24 protein-coding genes are annotated in these 25,622 nt (G+C 61.9%); 13 read left to right on the plus strand and 11 right to left on the minus strand.

The window, feature by feature from the left end:
• Positions 1–49: 49 nt before the first annotated feature.
• Both FYJ85_RS05250 and rplQ read left to right on the plus strand, forming a co-directional pair.
• A complete protein-coding gene (locus FYJ85_RS05250; RefSeq protein ID WP_106054614.1) occupies positions 50–1,066 on the plus strand; it encodes a DNA-directed RNA polymerase subunit alpha in 1,017 nt (338 codons plus the stop codon).
• 2 nt (positions 1,067–1,068) lie between these two features.
• Positions 1,069–1,620 carry a 50S ribosomal protein L17 gene (gene rplQ, locus FYJ85_RS24365; RefSeq protein ID WP_154417196.1) on the plus strand — a complete coding sequence of 184 codons (552 nt, stop codon included), beginning with the start codon at positions 1,069–1,071 and terminating at the stop codon, positions 1,618–1,620.
• A 100-nt stretch (positions 1,621–1,720) separates the two neighbouring features.
• Here rplQ and FYJ85_RS05260 read toward each other — a convergent pair whose 3' ends face one another.
• The 6 genes from FYJ85_RS05260 to FYJ85_RS05285 all read right to left on the minus strand — a co-directional run bounded on the left by FYJ85_RS05260 (position 1,721) and on the right by FYJ85_RS05285 (position 10,573).
• Positions 1,721–1,975 (minus strand): HPr-rel-A system PqqD family peptide chaperone, encoded by a 255-nt coding sequence (locus FYJ85_RS05260; RefSeq protein ID WP_106054612.1) that lies wholly within the window; start codon positions 1,973–1,975, stop codon positions 1,721–1,723.
• 12 nt (positions 1,976–1,987) lie between these two features.
• Complete coding sequence (locus FYJ85_RS05265; protein WP_154417197.1) at positions 1,988–2,863, minus strand: hypothetical protein; 876 nt, start codon at positions 2,861–2,863, stop codon at positions 1,988–1,990.
• Entirely contained in the window at positions 2,860–3,891 is a 1,032-nt protein-coding gene (locus FYJ85_RS05270) for a radical SAM protein (RefSeq protein WP_154417198.1), read from the minus strand. The genes FYJ85_RS05265 and FYJ85_RS05270 overlap by 4 nt, the downstream gene beginning before the upstream one ends.
• Entirely contained in the window at positions 3,888–4,028 is a 141-nt protein-coding gene (locus FYJ85_RS05275; protein WP_154417199.1) for a hypothetical protein, read from the minus strand. Before FYJ85_RS05275 ends, FYJ85_RS05270 begins: the two co-directional genes overlap by 4 nt.
• A gap of 27 nt (positions 4,029–4,055) precedes the next feature.
• Entirely contained in the window at positions 4,056–6,980 is a 2,925-nt protein-coding gene (locus FYJ85_RS05280; protein ID WP_154417200.1) for an autotransporter outer membrane beta-barrel domain-containing protein, read from the minus strand.
• Positions 6,981–7,573: 593 nt separating this feature from the next.
• Entirely contained in the window at positions 7,574–10,573 is a 3,000-nt protein-coding gene (locus FYJ85_RS05285; protein ID WP_154417201.1) for a hypothetical protein, read from the minus strand.
• A gap of 161 nt (positions 10,574–10,734) precedes the next feature.
• Here FYJ85_RS05285 and FYJ85_RS05290 point away from each other — a divergent pair, with 161 nt between their 5' ends.
• The 9 genes from FYJ85_RS05290 (at position 10,735) to FYJ85_RS05330 (ending at position 18,424) form a co-directional block, all read left to right on the plus strand.
• Complete coding sequence (locus FYJ85_RS05290) at positions 10,735–11,286, plus strand: hypothetical protein (protein WP_106054607.1); 552 nt, start codon at positions 10,735–10,737, stop codon at positions 11,284–11,286.
• A 3-nt stretch (positions 11,287–11,289) separates the two neighbouring features.
• Entirely contained in the window at positions 11,290–12,474 is a 1,185-nt protein-coding gene (locus FYJ85_RS05295; protein ID WP_154417202.1) for a DUF362 domain-containing protein, read from the plus strand.
• 122 nt (positions 12,475–12,596) lie between these two features.
• Positions 12,597–13,670: a dTDP-glucose 4,6-dehydratase gene (rfbB, locus tag FYJ85_RS05300; protein ID WP_154417203.1), complete on the plus strand. Its 1,074-nt coding sequence runs from the start codon at positions 12,597–12,599 to the stop codon at positions 13,668–13,670.
• Positions 13,667–14,533 carry a glucose-1-phosphate thymidylyltransferase RfbA gene (gene rfbA / locus FYJ85_RS05305; protein ID WP_106054605.1) on the plus strand — a complete coding sequence of 289 codons (867 nt, stop codon included), beginning with the start codon at positions 13,667–13,669 and terminating at the stop codon, positions 14,531–14,533. Before rfbB ends, rfbA begins: the two co-directional genes overlap by 4 nt.
• Positions 14,534–14,537: 4 nt before the next feature.
• Positions 14,538–15,083: a dTDP-4-dehydrorhamnose 3,5-epimerase gene (gene rfbC, locus FYJ85_RS05310; protein ID WP_106054604.1), complete on the plus strand. Its 546-nt coding sequence runs from the start codon at positions 14,538–14,540 to the stop codon at positions 15,081–15,083.
• 17 nt (positions 15,084–15,100) lie between these two features.
• Positions 15,101–15,946: a dTDP-4-dehydrorhamnose reductase gene (gene rfbD, locus FYJ85_RS05315; RefSeq protein WP_154417204.1), complete on the plus strand. Its 846-nt coding sequence runs from the start codon at positions 15,101–15,103 to the stop codon at positions 15,944–15,946.
• Between the two features lie 40 nt (positions 15,947–15,986).
• Entirely contained in the window at positions 15,987–17,816 is a 1,830-nt protein-coding gene (locus FYJ85_RS05320) for a polysaccharide deacetylase family protein (protein ID WP_154417205.1), read from the plus strand.
• Positions 17,817–17,899: 83 nt separating this feature from the next.
• On the plus strand, positions 17,900–18,040 hold the full coding sequence (locus FYJ85_RS05325) for a hypothetical protein (protein WP_154417206.1): 141 nt from the start codon (positions 17,900–17,902) through the stop codon (positions 18,038–18,040).
• Between the two features lie 9 nt (positions 18,041–18,049).
• Positions 18,050–18,424 carry a CD225/dispanin family protein gene (locus FYJ85_RS05330; RefSeq protein WP_106054602.1) on the plus strand — a complete coding sequence of 125 codons (375 nt, stop codon included), beginning with the start codon at positions 18,050–18,052 and terminating at the stop codon, positions 18,422–18,424.
• Positions 18,425–18,469: 45 nt separating this feature from the next.
• Here the strand turns inward: FYJ85_RS05330 and FYJ85_RS05335 are convergent, their stop codons facing one another.
• Both FYJ85_RS05335 and FYJ85_RS05340 read right to left on the minus strand, forming a co-directional pair.
• Positions 18,470–19,414, minus strand: a complete 945-nt coding sequence (locus FYJ85_RS05335) for a sulfite exporter TauE/SafE family protein (RefSeq protein WP_154417207.1) — start codon at positions 19,412–19,414, stop codon at positions 18,470–18,472.
• Entirely contained in the window at positions 19,411–20,193 is a 783-nt protein-coding gene (locus tag FYJ85_RS05340) for an alpha/beta hydrolase (protein WP_106054600.1), read from the minus strand. Before FYJ85_RS05340 ends, FYJ85_RS05335 begins: the two co-directional genes overlap by 4 nt.
• Before the next feature lie 644 nt (positions 20,194–20,837).
• On the opposite strand from FYJ85_RS05340, the gene FYJ85_RS05345 reads away from it, so the two are divergent.
• Both FYJ85_RS05345 and FYJ85_RS05350 read left to right on the plus strand, forming a co-directional pair.
• A complete protein-coding gene (locus tag FYJ85_RS05345) occupies positions 20,838–21,647 on the plus strand; it encodes a nitroreductase family protein (RefSeq protein WP_154417208.1) in 810 nt (269 codons plus the stop codon).
• Position 21,648: 1 nt separating this feature from the next.
• Positions 21,649–22,293, plus strand: a complete 645-nt coding sequence (locus FYJ85_RS05350) for a GntR family transcriptional regulator (protein ID WP_106054598.1) — start codon at positions 21,649–21,651, stop codon at positions 22,291–22,293.
• An 80-nt stretch (positions 22,294–22,373) separates the two neighbouring features.
• On the opposite strand, the gene queC is transcribed toward FYJ85_RS05350, so the two are convergent.
• The 3 genes from queC to FYJ85_RS05365 form a co-directional block, all read right to left on the minus strand.
• Positions 22,374–23,060: a 7-cyano-7-deazaguanine synthase QueC gene (queC, locus tag FYJ85_RS05355; protein WP_106055770.1), complete on the minus strand. Its 687-nt coding sequence runs from the start codon at positions 23,058–23,060 to the stop codon at positions 22,374–22,376.
• Between the two features lie 91 nt (positions 23,061–23,151).
• Positions 23,152–23,895 (minus strand): SIR2 family NAD-dependent protein deacylase, encoded by a 744-nt coding sequence (locus FYJ85_RS05360; RefSeq protein ID WP_206212983.1) that lies wholly within the window; start codon positions 23,893–23,895, stop codon positions 23,152–23,154.
• 39 nt (positions 23,896–23,934) lie between these two features.
• On the minus strand, positions 23,935–25,617 hold the full coding sequence (locus FYJ85_RS05365) for a hypothetical protein (RefSeq protein WP_154417210.1): 1,683 nt from the start codon (positions 25,615–25,617) through the stop codon (positions 23,935–23,937).
• Positions 25,618–25,622 lie beyond the last annotated feature (5 nt).

Genomic DNA, 25,622 nt, shown 5'->3' on the forward strand with positions numbered 1-25,622 from the left:
GTTATATTGATAAAGATGCCTGCAGGCATAATCAAGTTGGAGGAAAAATATGACTGCTGCGATCGGTTTTCCGATGCCTAAGTCGATCATCGTCGATGATGCGAGCTCGACCGAGAATTACGCCAAGTTCATCGCGGCGCCGTTTCAGCGCGGATACGGTCATACGCTCGGAAATTCGCTGCGGCGGGTTCTGCTCTCTTCTCTGGAGGGAGCGGCGATCTGCTCGGTGCGCATTGACGGCGCGAAGCATGAATTCGACGCGCTGGACAACGTGCTCGAGGATGTCACGGAGATCGTGCTGAATCTGAAGTGCGTCCGGCTGAATCTTCACGCCGACGGGCCGAAGACGCTCGAGATCCGCAAGGACAAGGCCGGTGCGGTGACTGCCGCGGACATCGTCTGCGACAGCACGGTCGAGGTGCTCAATCCCGAGCAGCTGATCTGCACGCTGGACAAGTCCCTGCCCTTCCGCGCCGAGATCGAGGTGATCAAGGGCAAAGGTTACCTGCCCGCTGAAAAGAATACCGCTCCGCGGGCGATCGGAACGATTCCGGTCGACTGCCTGTTCAGCCCGGTCACCCGGGTCAACTATCAGGTCGGCGCGGCGCGCGTCGGCGAAGAGACCGAAATGGACAGCCTCGAACTCGAGATCTGGACCGACGGGCGGATCACTCCGCAGGCGGCCCTCGAAGAAGCGGCCCGGATTCTGCGCGACCATCTGCAGCCCTTCATGGGCAATCAGGTCGTCGAAAAGGATGTGGTCCTGACCGAGGAAGAGTCCAAGATGTTCAAGCTCCTGTCGCACGACGTCGAGATCCTGGATCTGTCGGTCCGGGCGATGAACTGCCTCAACAGTGCGAACATCAAGCTGATCGGCGAGCTTTGCACCAAGTCGGAGAGCCGGATGCTCAAATACCGGAACTTCGGCAAGAAATCGCTGGATGAAATCAAAGAAAAAATCGAAAAACTCGGGCTTGAGCTGGGGATGACCTTCAGCGATCGGCTGATGACCGCTCTCGAAGCGGAATCGGTTCGGGTCCGTTCCGAAGCTGAGGAGAGCAAGTAATTATGCGTCATAGAGTTCATACGTTCAAGGTCGGCCGTTCGAGCGCTCATCGCCGTGCGATGCTGGCCAACATGGTCAGCAGCCTCTTCACCAACGGCCAGATTCAGACGACGCTGGTCAAGGCCAAAGAGGCGCGCCGCTTCGCCGAGAAGCTGATCACGATCGGCAAGAAGGGCGACCTGCACCGCCGCCGCATCGCGGTTGCGAAGCTGCGCGACAAGGATGCCGTCAAGCTCCTGTTCGATGAGATCGCCCCGTCCTACGAGGGCCGCAACGGCGGCTATACCCGGATTCTGAAGCTCGGCGTGCGTCGCGGCGATGCGACCGAAATGTGCCTCCTTCAGCTGGTCGAAAAGGCCAAAGTGAAGGAAGAGAAGGCCGGAAAGAAAGAAACCGCCAAGAAGGCGCCGAAGTCCAAGAAGGCCGAAGCCAAGCTCGAAGAAGTCGCGGCGGAAACCGTCAAGGCCGAAGAGGCCAAGGCGGAAGAGCTGAAGCCGGAAGTGAAGGCCGAAGAGGCCGAAGCCAAGGCGATGGAAGCTCCGAAAGCCGAATAACCGGTTTCACCGGTTCCCTTCAGAACGACTCCGGAAGAGATTCCGGAGTCTGTTTTTTTGTCCGCCGCCCGCCTTCCGGCGTATCGAAGCGGGAAACGGGTCACTCCGTCAGGAATCCCCGCCGGCGCAGCTGCGCCAGGAAGGTCCGCAGATCGGCCGGCGCCTCCGGCGGCAGCCGGGTGCTGCGGGCGAGTGAGTTCAGAAGTTCAGCCTCGTCCCGTTCCCCGGCCGCGATCAGTTCGCAGATCGCGGCAGCCGTGGGGTTCAGAGCGAATACTTCACCGGTATCGGGGTGAAACAGCAGCCCGCTGCCGTCAAACTCCCTGCGGAACACGATTTGCGGATTCAGAAACATGAGAGGAATTCCTTATCGGTTGCGCCGGGAGACGACCGCATCCAGAACGCTCCCGGGAATGTCGTTGAGATCGGCGTAATATGCCAGCGGAAAAAAGCTTCGGGCCAGCCGGCCGATCAGCGCCGCATTGCCGAGCCTGATCTTCCTGCCCGTCTCCTGCGGCAGCAGCCGCAGCGGCTGCCAGGAGGCGTGCTCGGCCGAATTCAGCAATGCAGCTTTCCATTCGGCGGCCGGAATGGCTCCGGCATAGCCGACACCCCGTTCCGAACGCGACAATACCAGCAGCCATCTGACCGGCAGACCGTGCTCCGCCGGAAAACGACGGTCGCAGAGACGGCCGTATTCGCTCCAGGTCGGCAGCGGGTACGCGGCAAATGCCTCTCCGTCTTCGCACAACAGAAGCCAGTCATCGGCGCAGCCGCCTCCGCCGTGCAGCCGATGACGGCGCAGGGTCGTGCTTTTTCCGGTTCCTCCGGGCGCCAGCAGGACGGCTGCGCTGCCGGAGTGCTCCAGCAGCGCGCCGTGCAGGAGCAGAAAACGCCTCCTTCCTCCCGGCCCCAGCAACCCTGCGGCCAGCAGAAACTTGCAGCAATTCGCCCAGGCGACTCGGCTCTCTGCCGCTCTCGGGTCGGTCTGCAGGATATACGCCCCGGCCTCCCCTCCCTCGAAGAGGCGAAAGCCGTGTTCCGCCGCGATGAATTTTCCGTCTCCGGGCGCAGGAGAAGGGGGAGAGATCAACACGGCAGTTGCGGGTACGGCCGGAACCGGTTCCGGCCGCAACTCCAAAACCGCCGCCAATTTTCCCAGGATCGAAGCGGCGGCATCCCCACGGGCCTCCCAGCTGACCGCACCGGAAGCAATGCGCAAATTAAGAAAACAGCTCTTCACAGCAGATCCTTCAGCAGTTTTTTCAACTCCTTCCGGCAAATGCGCCCTCCCGCGCCGGACGGACAATACTGGCGGCAGTACCAGGCAAACTCGCACCCGGCATCGCAGGAGGGTTCAGGCAGCTCCGCCCTTCCCGTTCCGATCTGCCAGAGCAGGGCTTTGCGTTCGGCCGAATTCCGCCAGATTCGGGCGACGGAGTCGGCATTGATCCGGCCCAGCACCTTCCGATCACAGGCCCGGCATGGAATCATGACTCCGTCAGCCCGGACGGCAAGCGTGTTCCACACTTCGCCGCATCTGCGGGCCGGAGAGCCGCCGGCGGCTCCCCGCCGTATTTCATTCAGGAAGCGGTAGACGAAAGAACCGGGGAGAACCTTGGGCAGCTCTTTCCGATCCCGTTCGAACTGCCGGATCAGCCGTGCCGTCTCCGGGATGGTGAGCGGACGCAGGCGCTCCGGCCACTCCCGGCCGACAGCCGAAACCCGGCTGAAGATGATCCGGTCGATATACTCCTGCCGGTTCAGGAAATGAGCCAGTCCGACAGCCTCGGCGGAATTGAATGCGCCGACCGTCACATTGACCGTGACGGGAACGCCGTACCGGTGCAGCAAAGCGGCTCCGGCCAGCGCCTTCTTCCACATGCCGCGCCCCCGGACCGAATCGTGGGTCGCTTCGAAGCCGTCGATCGAAAGCTGAACCCGGTCGCACCGGCCGGAGCGGCCGAGATATCCGGCCTGCTCGCGCGTGATCAAAACGCCGTTGCTGTAAATGCAGAACCGCATCCGGTTTGCCCGGACCCGTTCCAGCAGGCGCAACAGGTCCGGGCGGCAGAAAGGTTCTCCGCCGAGAATGTCGACCCGGAAGACCTTCTCCCGGCCGAGCTCATCCAGAAACCGGAGCCACTCCGCCGCCGGGAGATCGGGTTCCCGATTCCCGGCAAACTCGCGACAGTAGCAGAACGGGCAATTCAGGTTGCACCGGCTGGTTATATACAGAACGGCTTTGTCGGGGGCCGAACTGCTGTTCACTGAAACTCCGGCGCAAAATCGGTATCGCAGCCGGCATCCTCATTCACGATCCCGTTCAGACAGCTCTCTCCGCGGACAATTCCCGACTCCGGCAGAACCAGCTCCGGCTTCTCATACGAAAACAACTCTTCTTCCATTTTTCAACTGTTCCATTCCCTGATTGATTATGCAAGCTGCCTGGTGAGCCTGAGATCGTTATCGTCCCCGGCGGAAAGCCTGAATCCGCCGGCGCACCAGGCGCCCTCCTTCCACTCGGCCTCGACGCCGTTGAACCATACGGAGGCGTCCGCCAGATTCGTGAACCAGCCGGCGTCTCCGGCATCGATCACCGTCCAGCCGGAGCCGGAAATCGCCTCTTCCTCGAAGGTGAGCCTGATCGTGTCCCCGGAAAAGTCGTTTCCGGCGAACAGGTCGGCCGTCAGCGATGCCCGGGAGGGATCGCCGAGTTCGAACTCCCAGTCCGTTACATCGCTCAGATTCCGCTCCATCGCAGTCCACCGGACGCTGCTGCCGGAGATGACGATGCGGTCGAATCCCGCGATGCTGACGGCATTGAAATTCCCGGTGAAACGGTCGAACACCAGCGAAGAACTCCCCTCCACAAAGCTGATCATGGTCGTCGCCGCGGAGGAGTCACCGACCACATATCCGGAAAAATCCAGATTGTTTCCGTCGCCGGAAAACGTGACCGTCGCATCCCCGGAAACGCTGCCTTTGCCGTACGAACAGGCATAGATATTCAAGTCGCCGATATTGACGAGGCTGCCGCCGCAGTCGATGGATACCGATGTATTCCCCAGAATATGCGTCTGCGCGGCATATCCGAAACTCGTCGCCATGGCGCCGCCGTAGATATCCCCGGTGAAGCTGCCGCCGCGGATCTCCACAGCCGAATTTCCGACCAGCTGATAGTACCCCCCGAAACTCGCCCCGGCTCCGGAAACAGTGCCGAAGGCGGAGCCGGGAGCGTCGATCGTCACGCTCGTGTCTCCGGTCCGCTTCACCGTCGCCGCACCCGTCGCGGACGAATAAGCGACATAATCGCCGATGACGGAAACCTTGCCGCTTCCGGCGCCGAGAATCGCAATCCGGCTCGACCCCTCCACCTCCAGAGTACCGTTCCGGACGACTCCGCCGCGGACCGATGTGACGCTGCCGGTCGTATTCAAGGTCAGAACGGTTTCGCCGGTATGATAAACCATGCGGGAAGTGTCGATTTCAAACCCGGCATACACCTGGCCGGCCGAGGTCGCGCCAGAAACCGTCAGAGCCAGGTCGCCGGTGAAATCGGCCATGGACTTGCCCGTGACCGCGCCGCCGCCGAAAATCTGTTGGAGATTGGTGAAAACGACACTGTCCAGCACGACGTCAGATGCAATGTCATGGCCTGCCGCCGAATATGCGGCATTCTCCCAGAGGCTGCCGCCGTACAGATTGGATTCCCCGGAAAATTCGACCGCAAGATGGTCCAGCGTCACCCAATGGCTGCCGAGATAGAGGCTGCCGGCCGCAGTCAGCACCGCACCTTCCTCCCCCTCGCCGGAAATCCGGCAGTTCTTGATGACATCATCCGCCTCGAGGACATGTCTGCCGGTCTCCACGCTGATCAGCGCGGGCTGTTCGACGATGCCGGCTTCGTACGACATATCCTTAATCGCGATCATGGCGTCGGAAATCGTCGCGTAGTTGCTCGCCACAACGACATGCTCCCTGACCCCTTCGACGACGAGGTAAAGATCGTTATCGCTCACGGCCAGTACGCCGTGTGAACCGGCGAAACGAAAATCGCCGTAATCCACTGCCGCATCCGGGGAGCCGGTATAATCGATGACTCTGATCCGGACCCACTCCACATCCGCCAGACTGCCGTCGAACGTGACGATGATCGTTCCGCCGGCGGAATTATCCAGCCGGTCAAGTTTCAGGACGGCATAATTGTCCGCGATATTCTGAATTGCATCCCGGCGCGCCTCCGAGTCCGCCGGGAGCTCCATCCCCGGCGCAACGGGATCGGAAACGGCGAGATTCAACGAATCTCCGCTCCCGTCGAATATCAGAGAGCCCACCTCCATCACCGCTCCGGAAACCCGGATCTCGTCGAAGCCCTTGAGCTCCCCGCCGACGGAGAGGTTTCCCTGCACCTGAATGGAGTCGAAGCCGGAGAGCACGCCGCCGACCGAAAGGGTGCCGCCGACATTCAGCACGGTCGCACCGTTCACCGTCACATTCTGAAAACTTGAATCGCTTCTCCCGATCAGCCTCTCCGCAATCACGGCATGGCCGTCCTTCTCGATATTTACGGTCAGGCCGTCATCGACGGTGCAGTTATAACCGGCCGCATACAGATTTGACATGGTCACGGAGGAAAAAGTCAGGGAAATGCCGCCGTGAACATCGCCGTTGTAGCCGCCCCCGTAAAAATCCCTGTACTGAACGCCGCCCGGAATGGAGATGTCGATGCTTTCCGCCGTGGAGGTGTTCCGGCCGATCACATAGTGATCCTGCGGCTCCAGCGATGCGGCCCCGGCGGAACCGGCAGGCGGAACGGCCGGTTCCGGAGCGGCGTCGGGAACCATGACTTCCGCCGCCTCCCCCTCCGGAGTTTCCTCCGCGCCCTCCGAAAGAACCGCCTTTTTCCCGAATGCGGGATTGAATGCCGCGGTTTCGGCCATATCCTCAGGCGTTTCAACGTTCGCGGCCATATGCAAAGTTTCCGCAGAAGATATCTCCGCATCAGTCCGGCCCGCGACCGGCAGGAGCCGGGAGAACCCCGCATCGATTCCTGCCTGGACAGTCAGTTCCGGCGCCGGCACAGGTTCCGCAGCGTTACGGCCCGTATCCGCAACTTCATACCCGATCCAGCTCCAAGCGGCTTGAATGCCAGCCGGTTCGGCGGAAACGGGCTCGGCGGAAACGGGTTCGACGGCGGCAACCGCCGTCCTCTCCGCCCGCTCCAGCCACCCCCCGGCAGCTTCAGCTCTTCCGTTCCCGGCGGCAATCCGCCTCGAATCATCCCCGGACTCATCTTCCCCGGCGTTCCCGGCGGTAATTTCACCCCATTTTCTGCGTTTCCAGATCAATTGACTCATCTCGACACCTTTGAATTAGATTCTCCCACATTTTCATCAGCGATAAATCCCAACCGAAATGCCGCCGCCTCGCCCGGCTGCGTCCGGATGGCGAAAAAACGTCCCCTGCATCGAAATGCCGAAAACAGCATAAAGATTTAAGCTGTCCCGCCGGCGCGGACACATAAAAAACGGAAACGCTAACCAATTAAAAGAAAATATGATACATTATCCGCACCAGGAAAGTGAATAAAATCATCACCTTTCCTGATTTTATGATAAAGTCATATTCTCACGAAATAATATTATGTCATTTTTCAATTTAAATGTCAACTCTTTCCAAACAGAAAATTGTACTTTTTCTCTTCCTGCCGCGATTCGGCCAATCGTCCGGATATGGAAAAGCGGTCCCGCGGGGATACCCCGCGGGACCGCTGTATCGTGTTGCAGAAAAGCCGTTTTCCCTGCCGATGCGCCGACTCCCGGAATTCAAAACCGGGAACTTTCGTCACCGGATGTTTCCGGCTTCTCCGGAGAATATCCGGACTCATCCCGCAAGGAAGCGGGCGGAGCCGGGATCATGGACAGGCTGCCATCCGGCATCAACCGCGGCGTCACTCCTTCCGGCGGCCGCGAACCGGGTCGAACTGCCGGAGCTCCTTCAGGTAGTCGCGGTAGTAGGCGAGATAGAAGGCGAGCGGACGCGTGAAGTTCCTGCCGACCAGCCCGGCCAGAAACATCTTTGAAATGCTCTTTTCGCGCTTGAGAATATCCTGCGACTTGACGAACTGCAGCCGCTCCTCCGGACTCAGCCGCGACATGATGATCCGCATCGCCGTGACCGCCTGCGGCTGCCGCATCCAGATATACATGATGTCCAGCGCATTGACGTAGAAGAGTTTCATAAGATTGTTCCGCTTGAGCTCCGAAAGCCCGGGGAATGCGTCGTGCGCTTTCATGAGCTCCGGCAGATCCGCCTCCGGCAGCAGGAGCTCGAGCTTCGAAATCAGCGCGAAGAGTTCGCGCAGCTTGGTGCGGATATCCGCGAGCCGCGCCGTGATGTTGCGCGTCCGGTCGGCCCGGGCCTCGATGACGCCGCCGATCACGTCCGACGCGAGTTTCGAGAGGATCGCCGCCCACTGCTGCAGAATCATTTCAATCCCCCGCACGCCGAGCAGGCCGAGCACGCCCCCCAGCAAGAAGTTGAAAAGCAGCGCCAGCGGAATCGACAACGGAGCCCGCAGCCAGTTCCCCCAGACCGCCGCCTTCGGAAATGCGCGCAGCAGATTATGCCCCATGATATAGAAGCCGTTCGCAAACGCAATGCCGGTGAACACCAGGACCGGCTGCGACTCCGCTGTCCAGCCGAGCCAGTTGTTCAGGATCACCGTTTTGACCAGCCAATCCAGGATCGGCACCGAAAGCCCGGTGTAGAAGAGCGAATCCGCCACCCGCTGCCACGAGATGAAATCGTTCCACTTGAGCAGCGGAGAACTCCGCAGCCCGCCGCCGGCCAGCACCGACTGGATAATGTTCCGCACTCCCGTGATGCCGAGCCAGATCACCGCACCGAAATAGGTCAGGAACCACCAGTCGTAGGAACCGTAATAGAAAGTCAGGAACGCCGCCAGAAACCCGATCAGGATCTTGACCGCGATCTTGATGTTGCTGTTCAGGTAGTGCCAGTATTCGCCGAGCGTCGCGACCGGGCGCGTCAGCGGACTCTCGGGAGGCGGGGACGCGAAGCCTCCCAGCGTCGCAAGATTCCCGACGCCGCGGTCGATGGTCTGCGCCGGGTCCGGACACTCCCACTTCACCCGGACGTCGTAACCGAACCCGAAACAGCGGCCGACCCGGTTCCAGAAGCCGTGCCCCTCGCGCGGCAGGCAGCTGAGCTGCCGGTAGACCGATGAAACGACCTCGAGCAGCTTCAGCTCCGGCAGCATCCCGTGCCGGATCGCCCGCCGCACCGGTCCTGAAAGCGTGTCGACCACCACAAACCCCATGCCGTGCACCTGCCGCGACGGACGGCTGGCCGAATCGCTGCCGAGCGACGCATCGAGCGGAGCGCGCAGATAGAACTCGAGGAATCCCGACATGTCGCGCAGAATCTGCCGCAGCTTTTCGACCCGTCCGGTCCGGTCGCTCCGGTCCGAATCGGTCACCCGGTTGATCGCGCGCCGGATCAGGTTCTTGAGCTTGAAGACGCTTCCGCTGTTCAGAGCGTGCCGCAGCTGGTTGATGAGGTCGTCGTCCGGGCGCTCTCCGGCGACGTCGTCCTTCAGGTTGAAAATTTCGAGCGTCGTGATTTCCCCGCGGCAGTCGTAAAGAATTTCGATCACGTCCTCAAGATGGAGTCCGCTCAGATTCAACGTCATGCGAAATCCGGAGGCAACCTTGTGCAGTTCGGTGATGAGCTCGTACGGGCTGCTGCGGTTGATCTCGGGCAGGTCGTCCATTTTCGCAGGCGGCAGATCCCAGCGGGTCCGGTCGATATACCGGGCGCGCAGCAGTTCGCCGGAGAGCGCGCCGAGCCGGGCGCGCAGCTCGCTCAGCCGGGATTCCTCGCCGCTCTTGCGCTCCTTTTCGGCTTCGAGCGCCTCCAGCCGGGTCAGCAGCTGCCTGCGCACCAGCGTCACCAGCAGCTCCCCGATATGTTCGATCGACGGCTGCCCGTACTGCACGGACGCGAGAAACTCCTCCTTCGAAACCGGCGGGAGGTCGATGCCGTAAAAAGCGTTGAGCCGGCCCCTCCCCTCGCGGTTGAATTCGTCGAGAATGTCGAGCACGACCTTGCGGCGGAAGTTCGCGGCCTTGCGGCACTTCCGCGTGAATTCCTCGGTTTTCGGCCGGTCGAGGAACTTCAGATAATCGTTGACGCCCGAAAATCCGCGCGGCGCCCAGATCATCTCGATGAACCGGCCGCGGAACAGCGAACGGAATTCAACCCCGATGCGGACGTCGACATTCATGATCCGCGCCGCCCGCAGCAGCTCTTCGGCCGCCTCGCGCGGAACGTAGTTGTAGTAGATGACCTGCAGCTTGACGATGCCCTTGATCCACGCATCCATGATAAGGTGGGTCGGCGACTTGCGCCCCTTCGTATTCGCGTCGTGCACATGCTGGTCAAAGGTGACCGGCGTCCAGTTCTCCGGCATTTCGACCAGATGGTACCGGCGCAGCAGCCGGCGGATGAACAGCGGATTGCCGAGCATCGCCGTGCGCATGTCGTGCGCGAGGCGCAGTCTCCGCAACGGATCGACCCGCTCGCGGACCAGGTCCTTGATGACCTGCAGAAGCGCGCGGGCCGTGTTGTAGCGCAGCAGCACGTCGAGCCCCTCGATGACCTCGTCGCGGAGCGCCTGCAGCGCGGCGAGACGCTCCTCCATGGCCGGAACGCCGGCCTCGAAGGTGTCGAGCAGCCGCAGCATGGTCCGGGTCATCCGGACCGCGCGCGGCTCCGCAAGCTCCCGGATGCCGCGCGGATGCAGATCCTGCGCGAATTCGGGCGGGCGGCCGCCGCGCGCGCGATAACCGGCCACGGCCTCATCCACGGCGCGCACCAGCTCGTAGTCGGCGGCGTCAAACAGCAATTTCGGTTCCCGGAACTCCATACTCCCCCCGCAACGCGGATTTTCCGCTGAGTAAACTATCAGGTAAACAATCTATCACACTTCGAACAAAAATGCAAATTCAAGTTGCGAAAACCGGGATGCGGTGATATTATGTAATAGCGGGGCAGAACGCTCCGCAGGCTTAACGGGAGACCATCATCATGAAAAAATTTCTTTTCGCCATTCTCGCCGGCTGTTCGCTGCTGGCGGCGCAGGCCAACGCCGACGCGCTCTCGATCCTTCAGAACACCCGCATCAAGGCACAGCAGACGGTCAGCCTCAGCAACCTGAGCAATATTTTCCTGACCGCGGCCCGCTACCTGGGCGACAACCGGAAATATCCGACGCTCTCCGAACTGAATTTGCCGGTCAGAACGCTGGCGAATCCGTACCACGGGCTCGGCGCCGAGCAGCAGATCCCGGATAAAATCACCGATGCGAACAGCGGCTACGCCTATTTCGGCGCCGCGCTGAACGGCACCGGCGCCGTCGCCGCCCCGACCACGACTCCGCTCGCATTCGAAAAACCGTCGATCCGGCCGGACGGAAAGGTGGCCGTACTCTTCGTCAGCGGCAAGGTCCAGGTCGTCGACCTGAAGGCCGAAAACTGCGCCGGCGTCATCGAGGCCCTGAAGAAAGAGGTCAAGAATCCGAACGCGGCGATCTGGGACAAACTCGCCGCCGCCGCCAAAGCGATTGACGAAGCCAAGTAGCCGATGGCCGCTCTCGTTTCGGTCCGCAAAGTCCTCTCCTACGAATCCGGTCTCACCGCCGAACTGCGCGAGCTGCTCGCACCGCTCGGCGGCATGGAAGCGTTCGTCAGCCCCGGGGAAAAGGTCCTGCTGAAGCCGAATCTGCTCGGGCCGTTTCCGCCCGACGCCGCGGTGACCACCCATCCCGCCGTGGTGGAAGCGGCCGCCCGGCTCGTGCTCGAAGCCGGCGGACGCTGCTTCGTCGGCGACAGTTCCGGCTGCGGCTCGCGCGAAGCGGTGCTCAGGACGACCGGAATCGGAGAAGTGATCAGCCGCCTCAACCTCGAATGGGCCGACCTCGACACGCCGGCCGGCTGTGAATTCCCGCAGGCCCGCGTCGCGCGCCGGATTCAGCTCGGCGCCCCGCTCGCCGGAATGGACAAGATCATCAACCTGCCGAAAGCCAAAACCCACGTCCAGATGGTTGCGACCGGCGCAGTCAAGAATCTCTACGGCTACCTGCCGGGAACAAGCAAGAGCGAATACCACTACCGGCTCAGGACCCGCGAATGGCTGGCCGAACTCCAGCTCGACCTCGCCGTCTGCCTGCCCCCCGCACTGAACATCATGGACGCCGTGGTGGGCATGGAGGGCGAAGGTCCCTCCGGCGGAACGCCGCGCCGCCTCGGTTTCCTCGCCGCCTCAGCCGAAACCGTTGCGCTCGACATGGTGACTTTCCGCGCCATGAATCTCGACACCGGCACGGTCCCGCTGCTCACCGCCGCGCGGAAGCGCGGTTTCGGCACAACCGATTTCCGGGAGATCACTCTCGCCGGCGCAACGCACGAAGAGCTGCTCTGTGCCGATTTCAAGTCGATCCGGCAGCTCGACAGTCCGCTCCGGCTGCTGCCGCTGCCGCGGAAATGCCTCGACTTCGTTCAGCGCCACTGGAAGGCGGTGCCGCATATCGACCGGGCGAAATGCGTCAAATGCATGCGCTGCCGCGACGGCTGCCCGGTCCGGCCGCCGGCCATCGACCCGGCAAAGGCCGCGGTCGCAAACCCGGCCGTCTGCATCAAGTGCTACTGCTGTCACGAGTTCTGTCCGGTCAAGGCGATCAGCGTGAATCCGACCTTTCTCGAACGGTTCATCCTGACGCCGCGCCTCCGCACACTGGCGGCGCGCCTGGCGGGAGCCGTCAAAAGGTAGGAGCGAAAGCGGTTATTTCAATTGATTCGTCTCCGCCGATTGAAATATCCGCAATCCGGAATTATGTTATACAGTTGAATAGGAATCACGGAAACAGGAAATTGTCCCGGGAACATCAGCTCATGAAAAAAATCATCGTAACCGGAGGAGCCGGTTTCATCGGTTCGGCAGTGGTCCGATCCATCATCGGCAATACCGCCGACGCCGTGTGCGTGATTGACAAGCTAACCTACGCCGGCAACCTCGAATCGCTGGCGGAAGTCTCCGCCGATCCGCGTTACCGCTTCGAACAGGCCGATATCTGCGACCGCAGGGCGCTGGACCGGATCTTCACGGATTTCCGGCCCGACATCGTCATGCATCTCGCCGCCGAATCGCACGTCGACCGTTCGATCGACGGCCCCGGCGAATTCATCCAGACCAACATCGTCGGAACCTATACGCTGCTCGAGGCGGCCCGGAGTTATTTCGATACGCTCTCCGAAGAGGCGAAACGGGAGTTCCGTTTCCACCACATCTCGACGGACGAGGTTTACGGCGACCTTGAGGGGCCGGAGGATTTCTTCCGCGAAAGCACGCCATACGCTCCGTCGTCGCCCTATTCGGCCAGCAAGGCGGCCAGCGACCATCTGGTCCGGGCCTGGAAACGCACTTTCCGGCTGCCGACGATCGTGACGAACTGCTCCAACAACTACGGCCCTTACCACTTCCCCGAAAAGCTCATTCCGCTCGTGATTCTGAATGCCCTCGACGGAAAACCGCTGCCGGTCTACGGAACCGGAGCGCAGATCCGCGACTGGCTCTATGTGGAGGACCACGCCCGCGCCCTCTATCTCGTGGCGACGCGCGGCGTTCCGGGCGAAACCTACAACATCGGCGGCCACAACGAAAAGAAGAACATCGAGGTGGTCGAAACCATCTGCGCACTGCTCGACGAACTGCGTCCCCGCGACGACGGCAGGTCCTACCGTGAACAGATCACCTTCGTGGCCGACCGGCCCGGGCATGATCTGCGCTACGCGATCGATGCCGCCAAAATCGGCCGCGAGCTCGGCTGGAAGCCGCAGGAGACCTTCGACAGCGGCATCCGCAAAACCGTGGAGTGGTACCTGGCCAACAAAGACGGCTGGTGCAGACGCGTGCAGGACGGCTCCTACTCCCGCGAACGGCTCGGCCTGGGAGGGAAAGGACGATGAAGGGAATCGTTCTGGCCGGGGGCGCCGGCTCGCGCCTCCACCCGGTGACGCTCGGCGTCTCCAAACAGCTGCTGCCGGTTTACGACAAGCCGATGATCTACTATCCGCTGTCGGTGCTGATGCTGGCGCAGATCCGCGACATCCTCATCATCACCACGCCGGAGGACCAGGCCGGATTCATCCGGCTGCTCGGAGACGGTTCGCGGTTCGGCATCAATCTGACCTATGCGGTGCAGCCGTCTCCGGACGGTCTGGCCCAGGCCTTCCTGATCGGCAAGAAATTCATCGGGAAGGATTCCGTGGCGCTTGTGCTCGGAGACAATATCTTCCACGGCGCCAACCTGCAGGACCTCCTGCTCAAGGCCGTGCGCAGGGAGTGCGGAGCAACCGTCTTCGGCTATTACGTCTCCGACCCGGAGCGGTTCGGCGTGGTTGAATTCGACGGCAACGGACAGGCCGTTTCGATCGAGGAGAAACCCGCGAAGCCGAAATCGAACTACGCGGTGACCGGACTTTATTTTTACGACAACAACGTCATTTCGATTGCGGAGAGCATCCGGCCCTCCGCGCGCGGCGAACTCGAAATCACGAGCGTCAATTCAGCTTATCTCGAAGCGGGCACGCTCCATGTCGAGCGGCTCGGGCGCGGCTACGCCTGGCTCGACACCGGCACGCACGAAAGCCTGCTCGACGCCGGCAACTTTATCCGGACCATCGAATTGCGGCAGGGGCTTCAGGTCGCCTGCCTCGAGGAAATCGCGTGGGACAACCACTGGCTCAGCACGGACGAAGTACTCGAAAGCGCCCGTGATTTAATGAAAACGGATTACGGGCAGTATCTGGCCCGGATCATCAAAGGCTGACTCCATGAACATCATCGAAACTCCAATCGAAGGCGTGAAAATCATCGAACCGAAGGTGTTCGGCGATGCGCGCGGATATTTCTTCGAATCCTGGAACAAAGCGGCATTCGCCGCAGCCGGAATCGAAGCCGACTTTGTCCAGGACAATGAATCGTTCTCGACCTACGGCGTATTGCGCGGACTCCACTATCAGATGCCGCCCTACACGCAGGCGAAGCTTGTGCGGGTCATCGAGGGGACCGTGCTCGACATCGTCGTCGACATCCGCAAAGGGTCGCCAACCTTCGGCCGGAATGTCGCAGTCGAGCTTTCGGGCGAAAACAAGCGCCAGCTTTTCGCGCCGCGCGGCATGGCGCACGGATTCGCCGTGCTGTCGGCGACGGCGACCTTCGCATACAAGTGCGACAACATCTACGCGCCGACGCATGAACGTTCGATCCGGTTCGACGATCCGAAACTCGGCATCGACTGGCAGATTCCGCCGGAAAATTACCTGTTGTCGGAGAAGGACCGCAAAGGCGTCCCGTTCGACGAAGCCGAATATCTGTAATGGGGAAAACTGACACAATGCGGATTCTGATCACAGGAGCAAACGGAATGCTCGGCCGGACCCTGCAGCGCAAGCTCGCCGGCTTCACCCTGATTCCGACCGACCTGCCGGAAGGCGACATCACCGACGAAACGAAATTCGACGCTCTGATGGCGAAGGAGAAGCCTGACGCGGTCATTCACTGCGCGGCCATGACCGCCGTCGACAACTGCGAGAGCAATCAGGATCTCGCCTTCAAGCTCAATGCGCTCGGCTCCGCCAACGTGGCGGCGGCCTGCAGCCGGTATCATGCCCGGCTGATCGCAATTTCGACCGACTACGTGTTCGACGGGGCAAGCCCGCGGCCGTACCATGAATTCGACCTCCCGACCGGGGGAGCGACCGTTTACGGGCAAAGCAAATTCGCCGGGGAAGAGCTGATCCGGCACTGCTGCCCGAACCATGTGATCTGCCGGATCAGCTGGCTCTACGGTCCCGGCGGCCCGAGCTTCGTGCATGCGATGCTGAAGCTGGCCGACGGCAGCCGCCCGGAACTGAAGGTTGTCGATGACCAGCGCGGCAACCCGACCAGCACGCTCGCCGTGGCCGACGCGCTGCGCGGAATTCTCGAACGGCCGCTGCTGGCCGGAACCTTTCACCTGACCTGCGAAGGAGAGGCGAGCTGGTATGATTTCGCCCGCGAAATCTTCCGGCAGCGCGGAATCGAGCAGAAAGTAACTCCATGCACGACCGCGGAGTTTCCGCGCCCGGCCCCGAGGCCGGCGAATTCGCGGCTGGAAAAACGGATGCTGCGATTGTGCGGGCTGCCTCCGATGCCGGAATGGCGTGAAGCGCTGGCGGAGTTCCTGAAATCCGGTCTTTGAAAATTCCCCTGACAACCGATCCCATGCCAAAGGAGGAAAAATGACATTGAAATCATATGTCCTGATGTGCGCATTGGCGTTCTCCGCCGTTCTCTCGGCCAATCCGCTCGCCCTGCCGGAATACACACGCGAAGTCAAGCTGACTTTCGCAACGCCGGAGGCGGCAAAAGAGGCAAAACTCACTCTTCTCCCGCTCCCGGCAGGAAAGCATTTCGCGTTTTCGACCCGCTGGGACGACAGCAATCCGAAACATGCGAGAATGGCCGAGCTGCTTGCGAAGCACGGTTTCAAGGGGACCTTCTTCCTCGTCGCCCGGGATGACAAATTCTATGACGAGACCCTGCCGCTGCTGACCCGGAAGGGGCACTCGGTCGGCAACCATACCCTGAACCATCCGAATCTGGCCACGCTGATTCCGAACGAAGTTTCGCGCCAGATCCTGCAGAACCGGGCCGAATACGAAGCCCGGACCAACCAGCCGGTCAACGCCTTCGTCCTGCCGTACTGCGCCTATAAAAACGGCAGCGACAGCCTGAGCCCGCTGCGGATCGGTGAAGCGCTGTACCGCTCCGGCGAACTCGGCTCCCCCGAATATTTCCCGAATCTTGAGGAGGAATACGGGCTCCCGGCCGGCAGCTGGTCGGTCAGCAGCCTGTTCTCGATCGACGACCGTCACCCCTCGGCGGAAAGGTTCGACAGCGAGATCGAAAAACGGCTCAAGAGCATGAAGCCCGGCGATTATTTCCACGCGACGCTCGGACTGCACACCTGGCAGGACGACAAAGGGTTTGAAACACTCGACGGGATTTTTGCGAAATATGCGAACCGTCCCGACTGGTGGTACTGCAATGAAAACGAATACAACGCCTACCGTTACGCGGCGCAGCATACGCGAATTGAGAAGCGTGTGGAAGGCAACCGCGCAATCTTCCTTCTGGCCGGGCCGACTCCGGCCGCGCTCGGTTCCGATACGCCGCTCTGGGCGGCGGTGACGCCGGCCACGGCGGACGGGAAAACCCGGGTCAGACTGCCGCACACGCTCGCCATGCCGGAGAAGATCGACCTGGTCGTCACCAACGGCAGCGACCTGGTCAAGCCGAAAAAATTCCCGGCCGTCGCGGTCTCGCTGCAGATGAATCTCGAAGAAGAGAGAGTCACGCTGACGCTGGCCAACCAGGGCAAGCTCCCGCTCACGAACGTCACGGTCGCTTTCCGGCTGCCGCTGCTGATCACGACCGACGAACGGGTTCCGCGAAAAAGCGCCGAGCTGATCGCCCCGGGCTCGACCGTCACCTACTCGGTCAATTTCACGGAACAGCGGAAAACCGCGCTGTACCAGTGCGGCAGGCTGTTCGCCGCGGCGGAAGTGGACTTCGAACTCGATGAAAAACCGCAGCGGCTCTGGGTCGCCACGACCGACGAGCTGCCGCAGTTCGCCGAAGCGGTTCCGCGCGACACGGCGCTTGCCCTCGGCCCCCTTCCCCCGGAATCCTTCACGCCGGAGCTGCTCGCCGCGGCCTCGAATCCGCAGGAATCGCTCTCCAACTGGGAACCGCTCAAAGCCGGCGAATGGAATCTGCCGTACCTCGTGCAGATCCCGAAGAAGGAGAAGGAGCAGGTCGCCGTCGCCCTCACCTTCCGGGCGGAGGCCGCGATCGACGGCTGGAAACTCCACGTCGGCTCCCGGGATGTTCTGGGTGTCTATTTGAACGGCAGCAGGATTGAAGTCAAATCGCTGCCGGAACGGATCAAGGCCCTGAAAGGGCTGAACCGTCTCGTCGTGCTCTACAAGGCGAACGGCGGGCCGCACATGATTTCGGTCTCCAAGGGCAGCAATCCGAATCTCCCGGTCGAATTCGTGCAGCAATAAGGACGGATACGCTTTTTTCATCCTCCGCTTGCAAACCCTCCTCTGCCGGCTTATATTGAAACGGCCGGAGGGGGGTGGCATGTGTGGTTCGAAATGCGGAAGAAAACCTGAAGGCGGGCGGAAATTCCGGTAACGCTGTTCTGCTGCCGGCCCTTCAACACTGCGGCGAGCATATTCGCGGCATCGGCCAGCTGTTCATTCTGATCATCCTCAATTCCAAGTAAGGAGCGGAAATGTTTTGTTCGAAATGCGGAACCAGACTCGAAGAGGCGGCCCGGTCCTGCCCGCTCTGCGGAGAACCCTGCCGGCGGCAGTCAACGCCGCCGGTCTCCTTCGACAGCGGCCTCGTGTGGGCGATCCTCACCACGGTCTGCTGCTGTCAGCCCTTCGGCATCGCGGCAATCGTCCTGGCCTGCCAGGCCTCCAGCTACGCGGCGGCCGGCAACTTCGACGCGGCGGAGAAAGCGGCGAAAAGCTCAAAGCGTTTTTCCCTGATCGCGTGTCTGGTCTTCGCCGGACTGATCATGCTGGTCATCCTGTCCCAGCTTCTCATGTTCTTCGTTCCGTTCCTGCTCCTGCTGTTTGCCGGAGCCGCGTCGAACCCATAGAAAGCCGGAAGGAGAAAAGCGCGGCAATTGAACGACCGCCGCCTTTTACGCATCCGTCAGCGGCTGCGGGCTTCCTCCCTTCTTCGGATGCCCCGCCGCATAAAGCGTAAAAACGACCAGCCCCGCCGTCATGCCCGCCGCAATCGCAATCATCGCAATCCGGCTGGCCTCCCGGCAGCCCGTCACGTTCAGCAGCGTGCTCACGAACATCGTCCCGGCCACAATCGAAAAACTCTTGTGGATGTACTGCGCATATCCGGTATCAAACGCGATCCGGTGCATCCGCACCCCGAGCGGAAACCCGACGAAACCGCCAGCCGCCACCAGCATTGCTCCCCAAAGCACCTGCCATGCCACCGCATCGGCGTGGAACAGATAAGTCAATCCGCCTGAAAGAGTGGTCAGCGTCACCATGAGTCGCACAATCCGGCTCGTGTAATGTTCCGGAACCCGGAACACCGAAGTCAGAAGCGGACGCATCAGGATTCCGCCGCCGAGTCCGAGCATCGACGACAAAACCCCCGTCGCCACCCCGGTTCCGAACACGCCGAACCGTTTCTTCGGCGGAAACGCCCCGAATTCATCGGCGTAGACCCGGGTGGTGGAACAGGCGGTCTGCACACCGATCAACAGGATGAAACCGGCCAGCATCCATTGCAGCACATCCGGGCTGCCGAAAAAGCGGAACAATTCCTCATTCAGCAGCTTGCCGAAAAACGAAGCGCCGATCGCGCCGGCCGCCAGCGGAATCACCACAAGCCGCCCCGGCTGATCCTTCTTCCAGCCGATCTCCGGAAACTGCCGAACCACGGTCGGGATTGTGGCCGGAACCATCTGAAGCAGGCTGATGCCGACCGCATCGAACGGTTCAAACCCGAGGATCAGCATGGCCGGAACCACAATCCAGCCGCAGCCGACTCCCCAGAAGCCGCCCGACATCATGCCGACCAGCCCGATCAGCGGGCCGGCGATCCACAGCAGCTGGTTCATCGGCGCGCCTCCGACGCTTCGGCGATGAAATCAGTCAGGAACGGTTCGCAGCGGTCGAACGCGCCGCCGTGGTCGGCTCCGGCGATGTGGAAACAGCGAACCAGCGGATGCCCGAGCGCCGCGAGGCTCGCCGCCATCAGCGCGTTCTCCTCCGGCCTCCCCGGCATGTCGAGCCCGGATTCGCCGGTCACCAGCAGGATCGGCGGCAACTCCGGCGACAGATGGCCGAGCGGCGCATAGCGGTCGATCACCGGCTCAAACTGGCTCTGCGGATAGTGCAGGTCGATTTTAAGCTGAAAATGAGTGGTCATCTGTCCGCTGACCAGCAGCAGCCCGGCCAGTTTGCGCGAATCGATGCCGTATGCGGCCAGGTACGACCGGTCCATTCCGGTCATGGCGGCGAGCCACGCCCCCGCCGACATGCCGCCGACGAACACCCGCTCCGGATCGATGCCGCGCGCTTCGGCGCGTTTCAGCGTCCAGGCCGTCGCCGCGACCGCATCGGCCAATGCCGCCGGAGCCGGAAACTCGGGGCTCAGCCGGTATCGCGCCTCAATTACCGCCATCCGGCCGTCGAAAAGCGCATCCGGCACTTCCCGGCCGCCGCCGGTCAGCCCCCCGCCGTGGAACCAGACCACCGCCGGAAACGCCGTCCCCCGCTTCGGAATCCGGAGATACAGCTGCTGATCCGTTCGTCCGCGCCCGCCGAAGTCCGCCGTTTCAACCGGATGGTAGGCATCCTCATTCGGAATCCCGAGATCGTCCCATTCGCTTCTCATGGCTGTTTTCCCTCCATCGGGTTGCAAGATTCAAAAAAGCATATTATTGTATACAGTATACATTATTTGAGAAAACGCAAATGAAAAACAGGATTTTCCGCAGAATTCGGTTCGGAAAACCCGGACAAACCGGCTTTTTCAGGTTTCCTCCGCCGATGCGATTGACATTCCGGCGGAAAGCGGGTATTGTAACAATGCGGCCGGACACGGCCGCTGCATGAGGAGGAAAACGAACCTGAAACCTTGAGGCCTACAGCCGAGAGGGCAACTTTTCGGGGAATCCAGGAGATGGTATGTTAATGCCATCGAAACATTAACAATGCCTTTCTCGGAGGTGTGAGTACGGCGGAGCCGCACGGAACACCGTAGAGCGGGGCCCCCGAAAAGTATCATCCGTCGCGCAAGCGCTGTGGATGACAAGCCCGACTTGTCCTCCGCAGCCTCGGCGAAGGAGGAAGGGGGGCAACTTTTTGGGAAAAATATTAACAATGCCTTTCTCGGAGGTGTGAGTACGGCGGAGCCGCACGGAACACCGTAGAGCGGGGCCCCCGAAAAGTACCCGAAGCTTTTGGGCATTCGGCCCAAAAGACCCGAGGCCCGTGGCCGAAGGGGGGCAACTTTTTGGGGAACTTAGGAGAACAATTATGAGCCAGAATTTCATCGAGGTCGATTCCGGGAAATGCGTCAGGTGCGGGTTCTGCATCATCGACTGCCCGACCTGCGTGCTTGAGATGGGCGACAACGGCCCGCAGGTCCGCGAAGACCAGTGCATCGAGTGCGGTCACTGCGTGGCGGTCTGCCCGACCGAGGCGCTCGACAACACCCGGACCCCGCGCGCCGAACAAAAGCCGTTCGACCCGGCCGAACTGCCGACGCCGGAGCAGGCCGCCTGTTTCCTGCGCACGCGCCGCTCCATCCGCGGCTTCCTGGATAAACCCGTGCCGCGTGAAACGATCGACAAGCTGCTGGATATCGCCCGCATCGCTCCGACGGGAGGCAACACGCAGGGCGTCCGCTTCCACATCATCCACAACAAGGAGAGGCTCCGGGAAATCACCGCCGCCGCCATGGCCTGGGCCGAACAGCGGCTGGATCTCGCCCCGCACCTCGCATCGATGGTCGCCTACCACCGCGCCACCGGCAAGGACAACGTGCTGCGCAACGCGCCGTACCTGATCCTGACGCTGATGGACGAAGCCACCAAGCCGATGTTCCGCCAGAACGGCCGCTTCATGCTGACCTATGCCGAACTCTACGCGCCGATGCTCGGGCTCGGCAGCTGCTGGGCCGGCTGGGCGGAAGCCGCCGCGATCTCCGGCGATCCGCAGACGCTCGGGCTTCTCGCGCTACCGAAGGGGAAGGTCGTCACCGGGGCGATCGTGGTCGGCATTCCGCGTTACCGCCACAAGCGCATCCCGACCCGGCATCCGCTCGAAGTGACCTGGGTGGAGTGAAATGGCGCTGGAGAAAACCAATCTCAGCGAACAGGCCTACCGGCTGCTGACCGAACGAATCCTGAACGGGAAATATCCGGCCGGCACGCGGCTGACCGAAGAGGCGCTCGCCGCCGAATTCGGCATCAGCCGCACGCCGTTGCGTGAAGCGCTGCGGCGGCTGACCACGGAGGGGCTGCTTGAAGCGCTGCCGAAACGCGGGCTGCGCGTCACCAGTCCCACCGAAGCGGAGATCGCGGAACTCTTCGAATGCCGCAGCATGATCGAGCCGCCGGCGCTCGCCGCGACGCTGCCCCGGATTCCGCAAGACGAGATCCGCTCCCTGCTCGACCGGCTCGAAAGCGCCGCGCCGGAGGAGTCCCTCGCCGTCGATGAAGCAATGCACCGGCTTGTAGCGGAGTACTGCGGCAACCGTTTCCTGCGCGAAATCATCCTGAACCTGATCCGGCGGAGCGCCCCGTTCCGCACGATGCGGACCTACTCGACGCCGGAAGAGCCGAAGGCCGAACGCACGGCACTCCTCGCCGCCATGCTTGAAGGGGACGAAGAGAAAAGCGCCCGGCTGCTGGCGGAACATTTTCACTTCCGCAGCTTCCGGGCGGACGGCGCCGGTATCGCGCCGCCGGCACAGCCGCCCGGGAGCTGACCTGTTCAGGAGAGGCGAACGCCCGCTCTTTCCGGCGTTATCCCCCCTCCGGATTCAGCCGTATCAGCGTGAACGTCGCACTATTCTGCCCCGGAATACCGGGTCGGATCGGGAACCCCGGCCTCTCTGAACCCGGCGATCCGCAGAGCGCACGAGTCGCACTTCCCGCAGCTCCGGCCTTCGGAGTCGGGATTGTAACAGCTCGTGGTCAGAGCGTAATCGACGCCGAGGCGGGTGCCGGTTTCGATGATCTGCGCCTTGCTCAGATTCTGAAGCGGAGCATTGATCCGGTAGCTCCATCCTTCATCCACGGCGCAGGTGCCGAGCCGGGCGGTTTCGCGGAACGACTCGATGAATGCGGGGCGGCAGTCCGGATACCCTGAATAATCGACGCTGTTGACGCCGATGAAAATATCGCGGGCGCCGAGCACCTCCGCCCATGCGGTCGCGAACGACAGAAAGATCAGGTTCCGGGCCGGAACGTAGGTGATCGGGACGCCGGGCGACGCCGATGCCTCCGGCACCTCCAGCGCATCGTCGGTCAGGGCGGAGCCGCCCCAGAGCCGCAGGTCGATCTTCACGGTATTGTGCTTTGCCGCGCCGAGCTGCTTCGCCACCTTTTCCGCCGCTTCGAGTTCGCAGAAATGGCGCTGCCCGTAGTCGAACGAGAGCGCATAACATTCGAAATTTTCCGATTTCGCAATCGCCAGAACAGTGGCGGAGTCGAGTCCGCCGCTTAAAAGAACTACAGCCTTCTTCATCTTGATTCCTTTCCGATGCGATAATATACACCCGTTCCGGCCGGGGGTCAACAGACGCACGGTGCACAAATGCGGAAAGGCCCGTAAGGGCTCTTCCTCACTCCCACGCCTCGGCCGCCAGCGCGTCGAAAACCGCCTGCAGATCGTCGTAACGAAGGGCGGCGTAACGGTCGAGCGGAGTCGGCTGGGCATTGACGATCACGATTTTTCCGCCGCCGCGGCAGGTCGCCAGCGGCAAGGAGGCGGCGGGCTGGACCGTGAGACTGCTGCCGAGAACCAGCAGCAGCCGGGCCCTCCCCAACTCGGCAAAAGCCCGGTCGAGCAGGGCTTCGTCGAGATTTTCCCCGTAAAAGACGATATCCGGCTTGATCAGGCCGCCGCATTCACAACGCGGAATCCGGTCGTCCAGCACCAGCGGAGCGATCTCGCGGTAGCTGAACATCCTGCTGCACCGGAGGCAGTGATGCTGCGCGGGACTGCCGTGAAGTTCAAAAACGCGGCGGCTCCCGGCCTTCCTGTGCAGCAGGTCGATATTCTGGGTGTAAACCGAGTCGAGCCTTCCGGCCTCCTCAAGCCGGGCCAGAACACGGTGGACGGCGGCGGGATGGAAATCGTCCAGCCGGTAAATGAACTCCTTCGCCCAGCCGTAGAACAGCTGCGGTTCGGCGAGGAAGCAGTCGAGCGACAGGATCTCCTCCACCGGTTTTCCGTGCCACGGTTCGAGATAAACGCCGTTTTTGCCGCGAAAGTCGCGGATGCCGGAGAGGGTCGATATCCCGGCGCCGGTGAAGGCGACGGTGTGCTCCGATTCCCGGAGCAGCCGTTTCAATTCCTCATACATGATGACTCGCTTTCCCATCGCCCGGCACGCCGGGGAGCATCACGGGGCGGAGACGGGGGAAAGGGGGGAGGCAGCCTCCTCCTCCTCTTCCTCCTCTTCCTGCGGCCGCAGTTCCCCCTTCCAGAGTCCGAGCCGATGTTTTTTGTAGGTGTAACCGGGCGGAAGCAGATTGGTCCAGATCCGGTCGGGACGCTGCGGAAACTCGGTGCCGAGCAGATAGACGACCCTCTCTCCGGCCGGAAGGCGGAACGGCTCCTGCAGCTTGCGCACCTCTTTGCCGGAATAGAACAGCTCCCCGTACAGATCGAGAATATTGCTTTTGTAAAGGAGGCCGGAGGACTCCGCCTTCATCGCTTCCGCGATGGTTCGGCCGAACTCCCGCTTTTCGCGGTCCTGCGCCCGGTACGGCTGCAGAACAACCCAGAAGAAGATTCCCACCGCGACCGACGTGCAAAGCAGCATGAGCCAGACCGGGCGGGTCCGGCGCCCCCAGTGCAGATAGGCGGCCAGCAGCAGCAGCAGGGCCGAAGCGCCCACCGCGATCACCCGGTAGTGGAACGAATCGCTGAAATCGGAGGTGTGGGTCAAACTCATGAAACTGCTCAGAAACTCCTCCGGCGCGAAGCAGCCGACCGCGATGGCGACCGCCGCGCCGACCGCGAAATATTCGCAGAGGATCAGCCATTTCCGGAACGTATGCCCGTACCGGCGCATTGCGAGCTCGTAGTTGATGCCGACCAGAATCGACAACGGCCCGAGCAGGAACAGAAAGTCGCGCGGATCGTTGTCCGGCAGCAGCCAGAGCAGCCCGAAGGTCGCGATCGTCAGCGTCCGCAGATAGCGGCTGAAAATCGGCGTTTCGTCCAGCGCCTGGAGCGCCACGCAGAACGGGACCCAGGCGATCAGCGTCCACGGCAGCAGCCGGACGGCGAACTCGACCGGAAAGCAGAGAAGCTTCAGCAGATATTCGAGAAAAGAATTTTCCGCCCACCAGAGCGATTCGAGCGGCACCGTATGCGACATCACCCAGTACGGCAGCCCCCAGAGCAGAACCGTTCCGGCCAGAATCGCAACGCCGATCGGGAAACCGGCCTTGCGGAACTTCGACTTGACCGACAACGGCCGCCGGAAGAAGAACATCGGAAATACGAACAGCAGGATCACCCAGAAGCCGCCGGCCAGAAATCCGAGCGCCAGCAGCCCGAGCGCACAGATCCACCCCATGCTCCAGTTCGTCCGGCGCACACCGAACTGGAAAAAGACCAGCTGGGCCGCCAGCAGCAGAAACATGCTCATCGTCGCCGGATCGCCGTCGATCCCCTTCTCGAGAATCAGGTTCGACCCGAGAAACATCGCCGCCGCCGCGAAACCCGCCCGCGAAGAGCGTTCGCTCGCCGCCGCGATAAAGACCACCGCCGCCGAAGCAGCCACCATCACGACCGAAAGCAGCCGCAGCGCCAACTCCATCTCCAGCCCGAACCCGCGGTTCAGCAGCGCCGTCAGAGCCGGATAGAGCGGATACGCGTTGCGGATCGCCACGCCGTGCGCCGTCACGATCGAAGATGACGGCGAAAACTCCGCCGCCTGCACGGCATAGAATCCCTCGAGCCGGAACAGCTCCCGGATTCCGAGGAACCAGGGCTCGAACAGGATCAGGAAGGCGACGGCCAGCGTCAGGATGCCGAGCCAGCGCGGTATGTTCGTTTCGCGGTACACGCCCATTTGCA

The organism is Victivallis lenta (genome assembly GCF_009695545.1).
GTDB lineage: Bacteria > Verrucomicrobiota > Lentisphaeria > Victivallales > Victivallaceae > Victivallis > Victivallis lenta.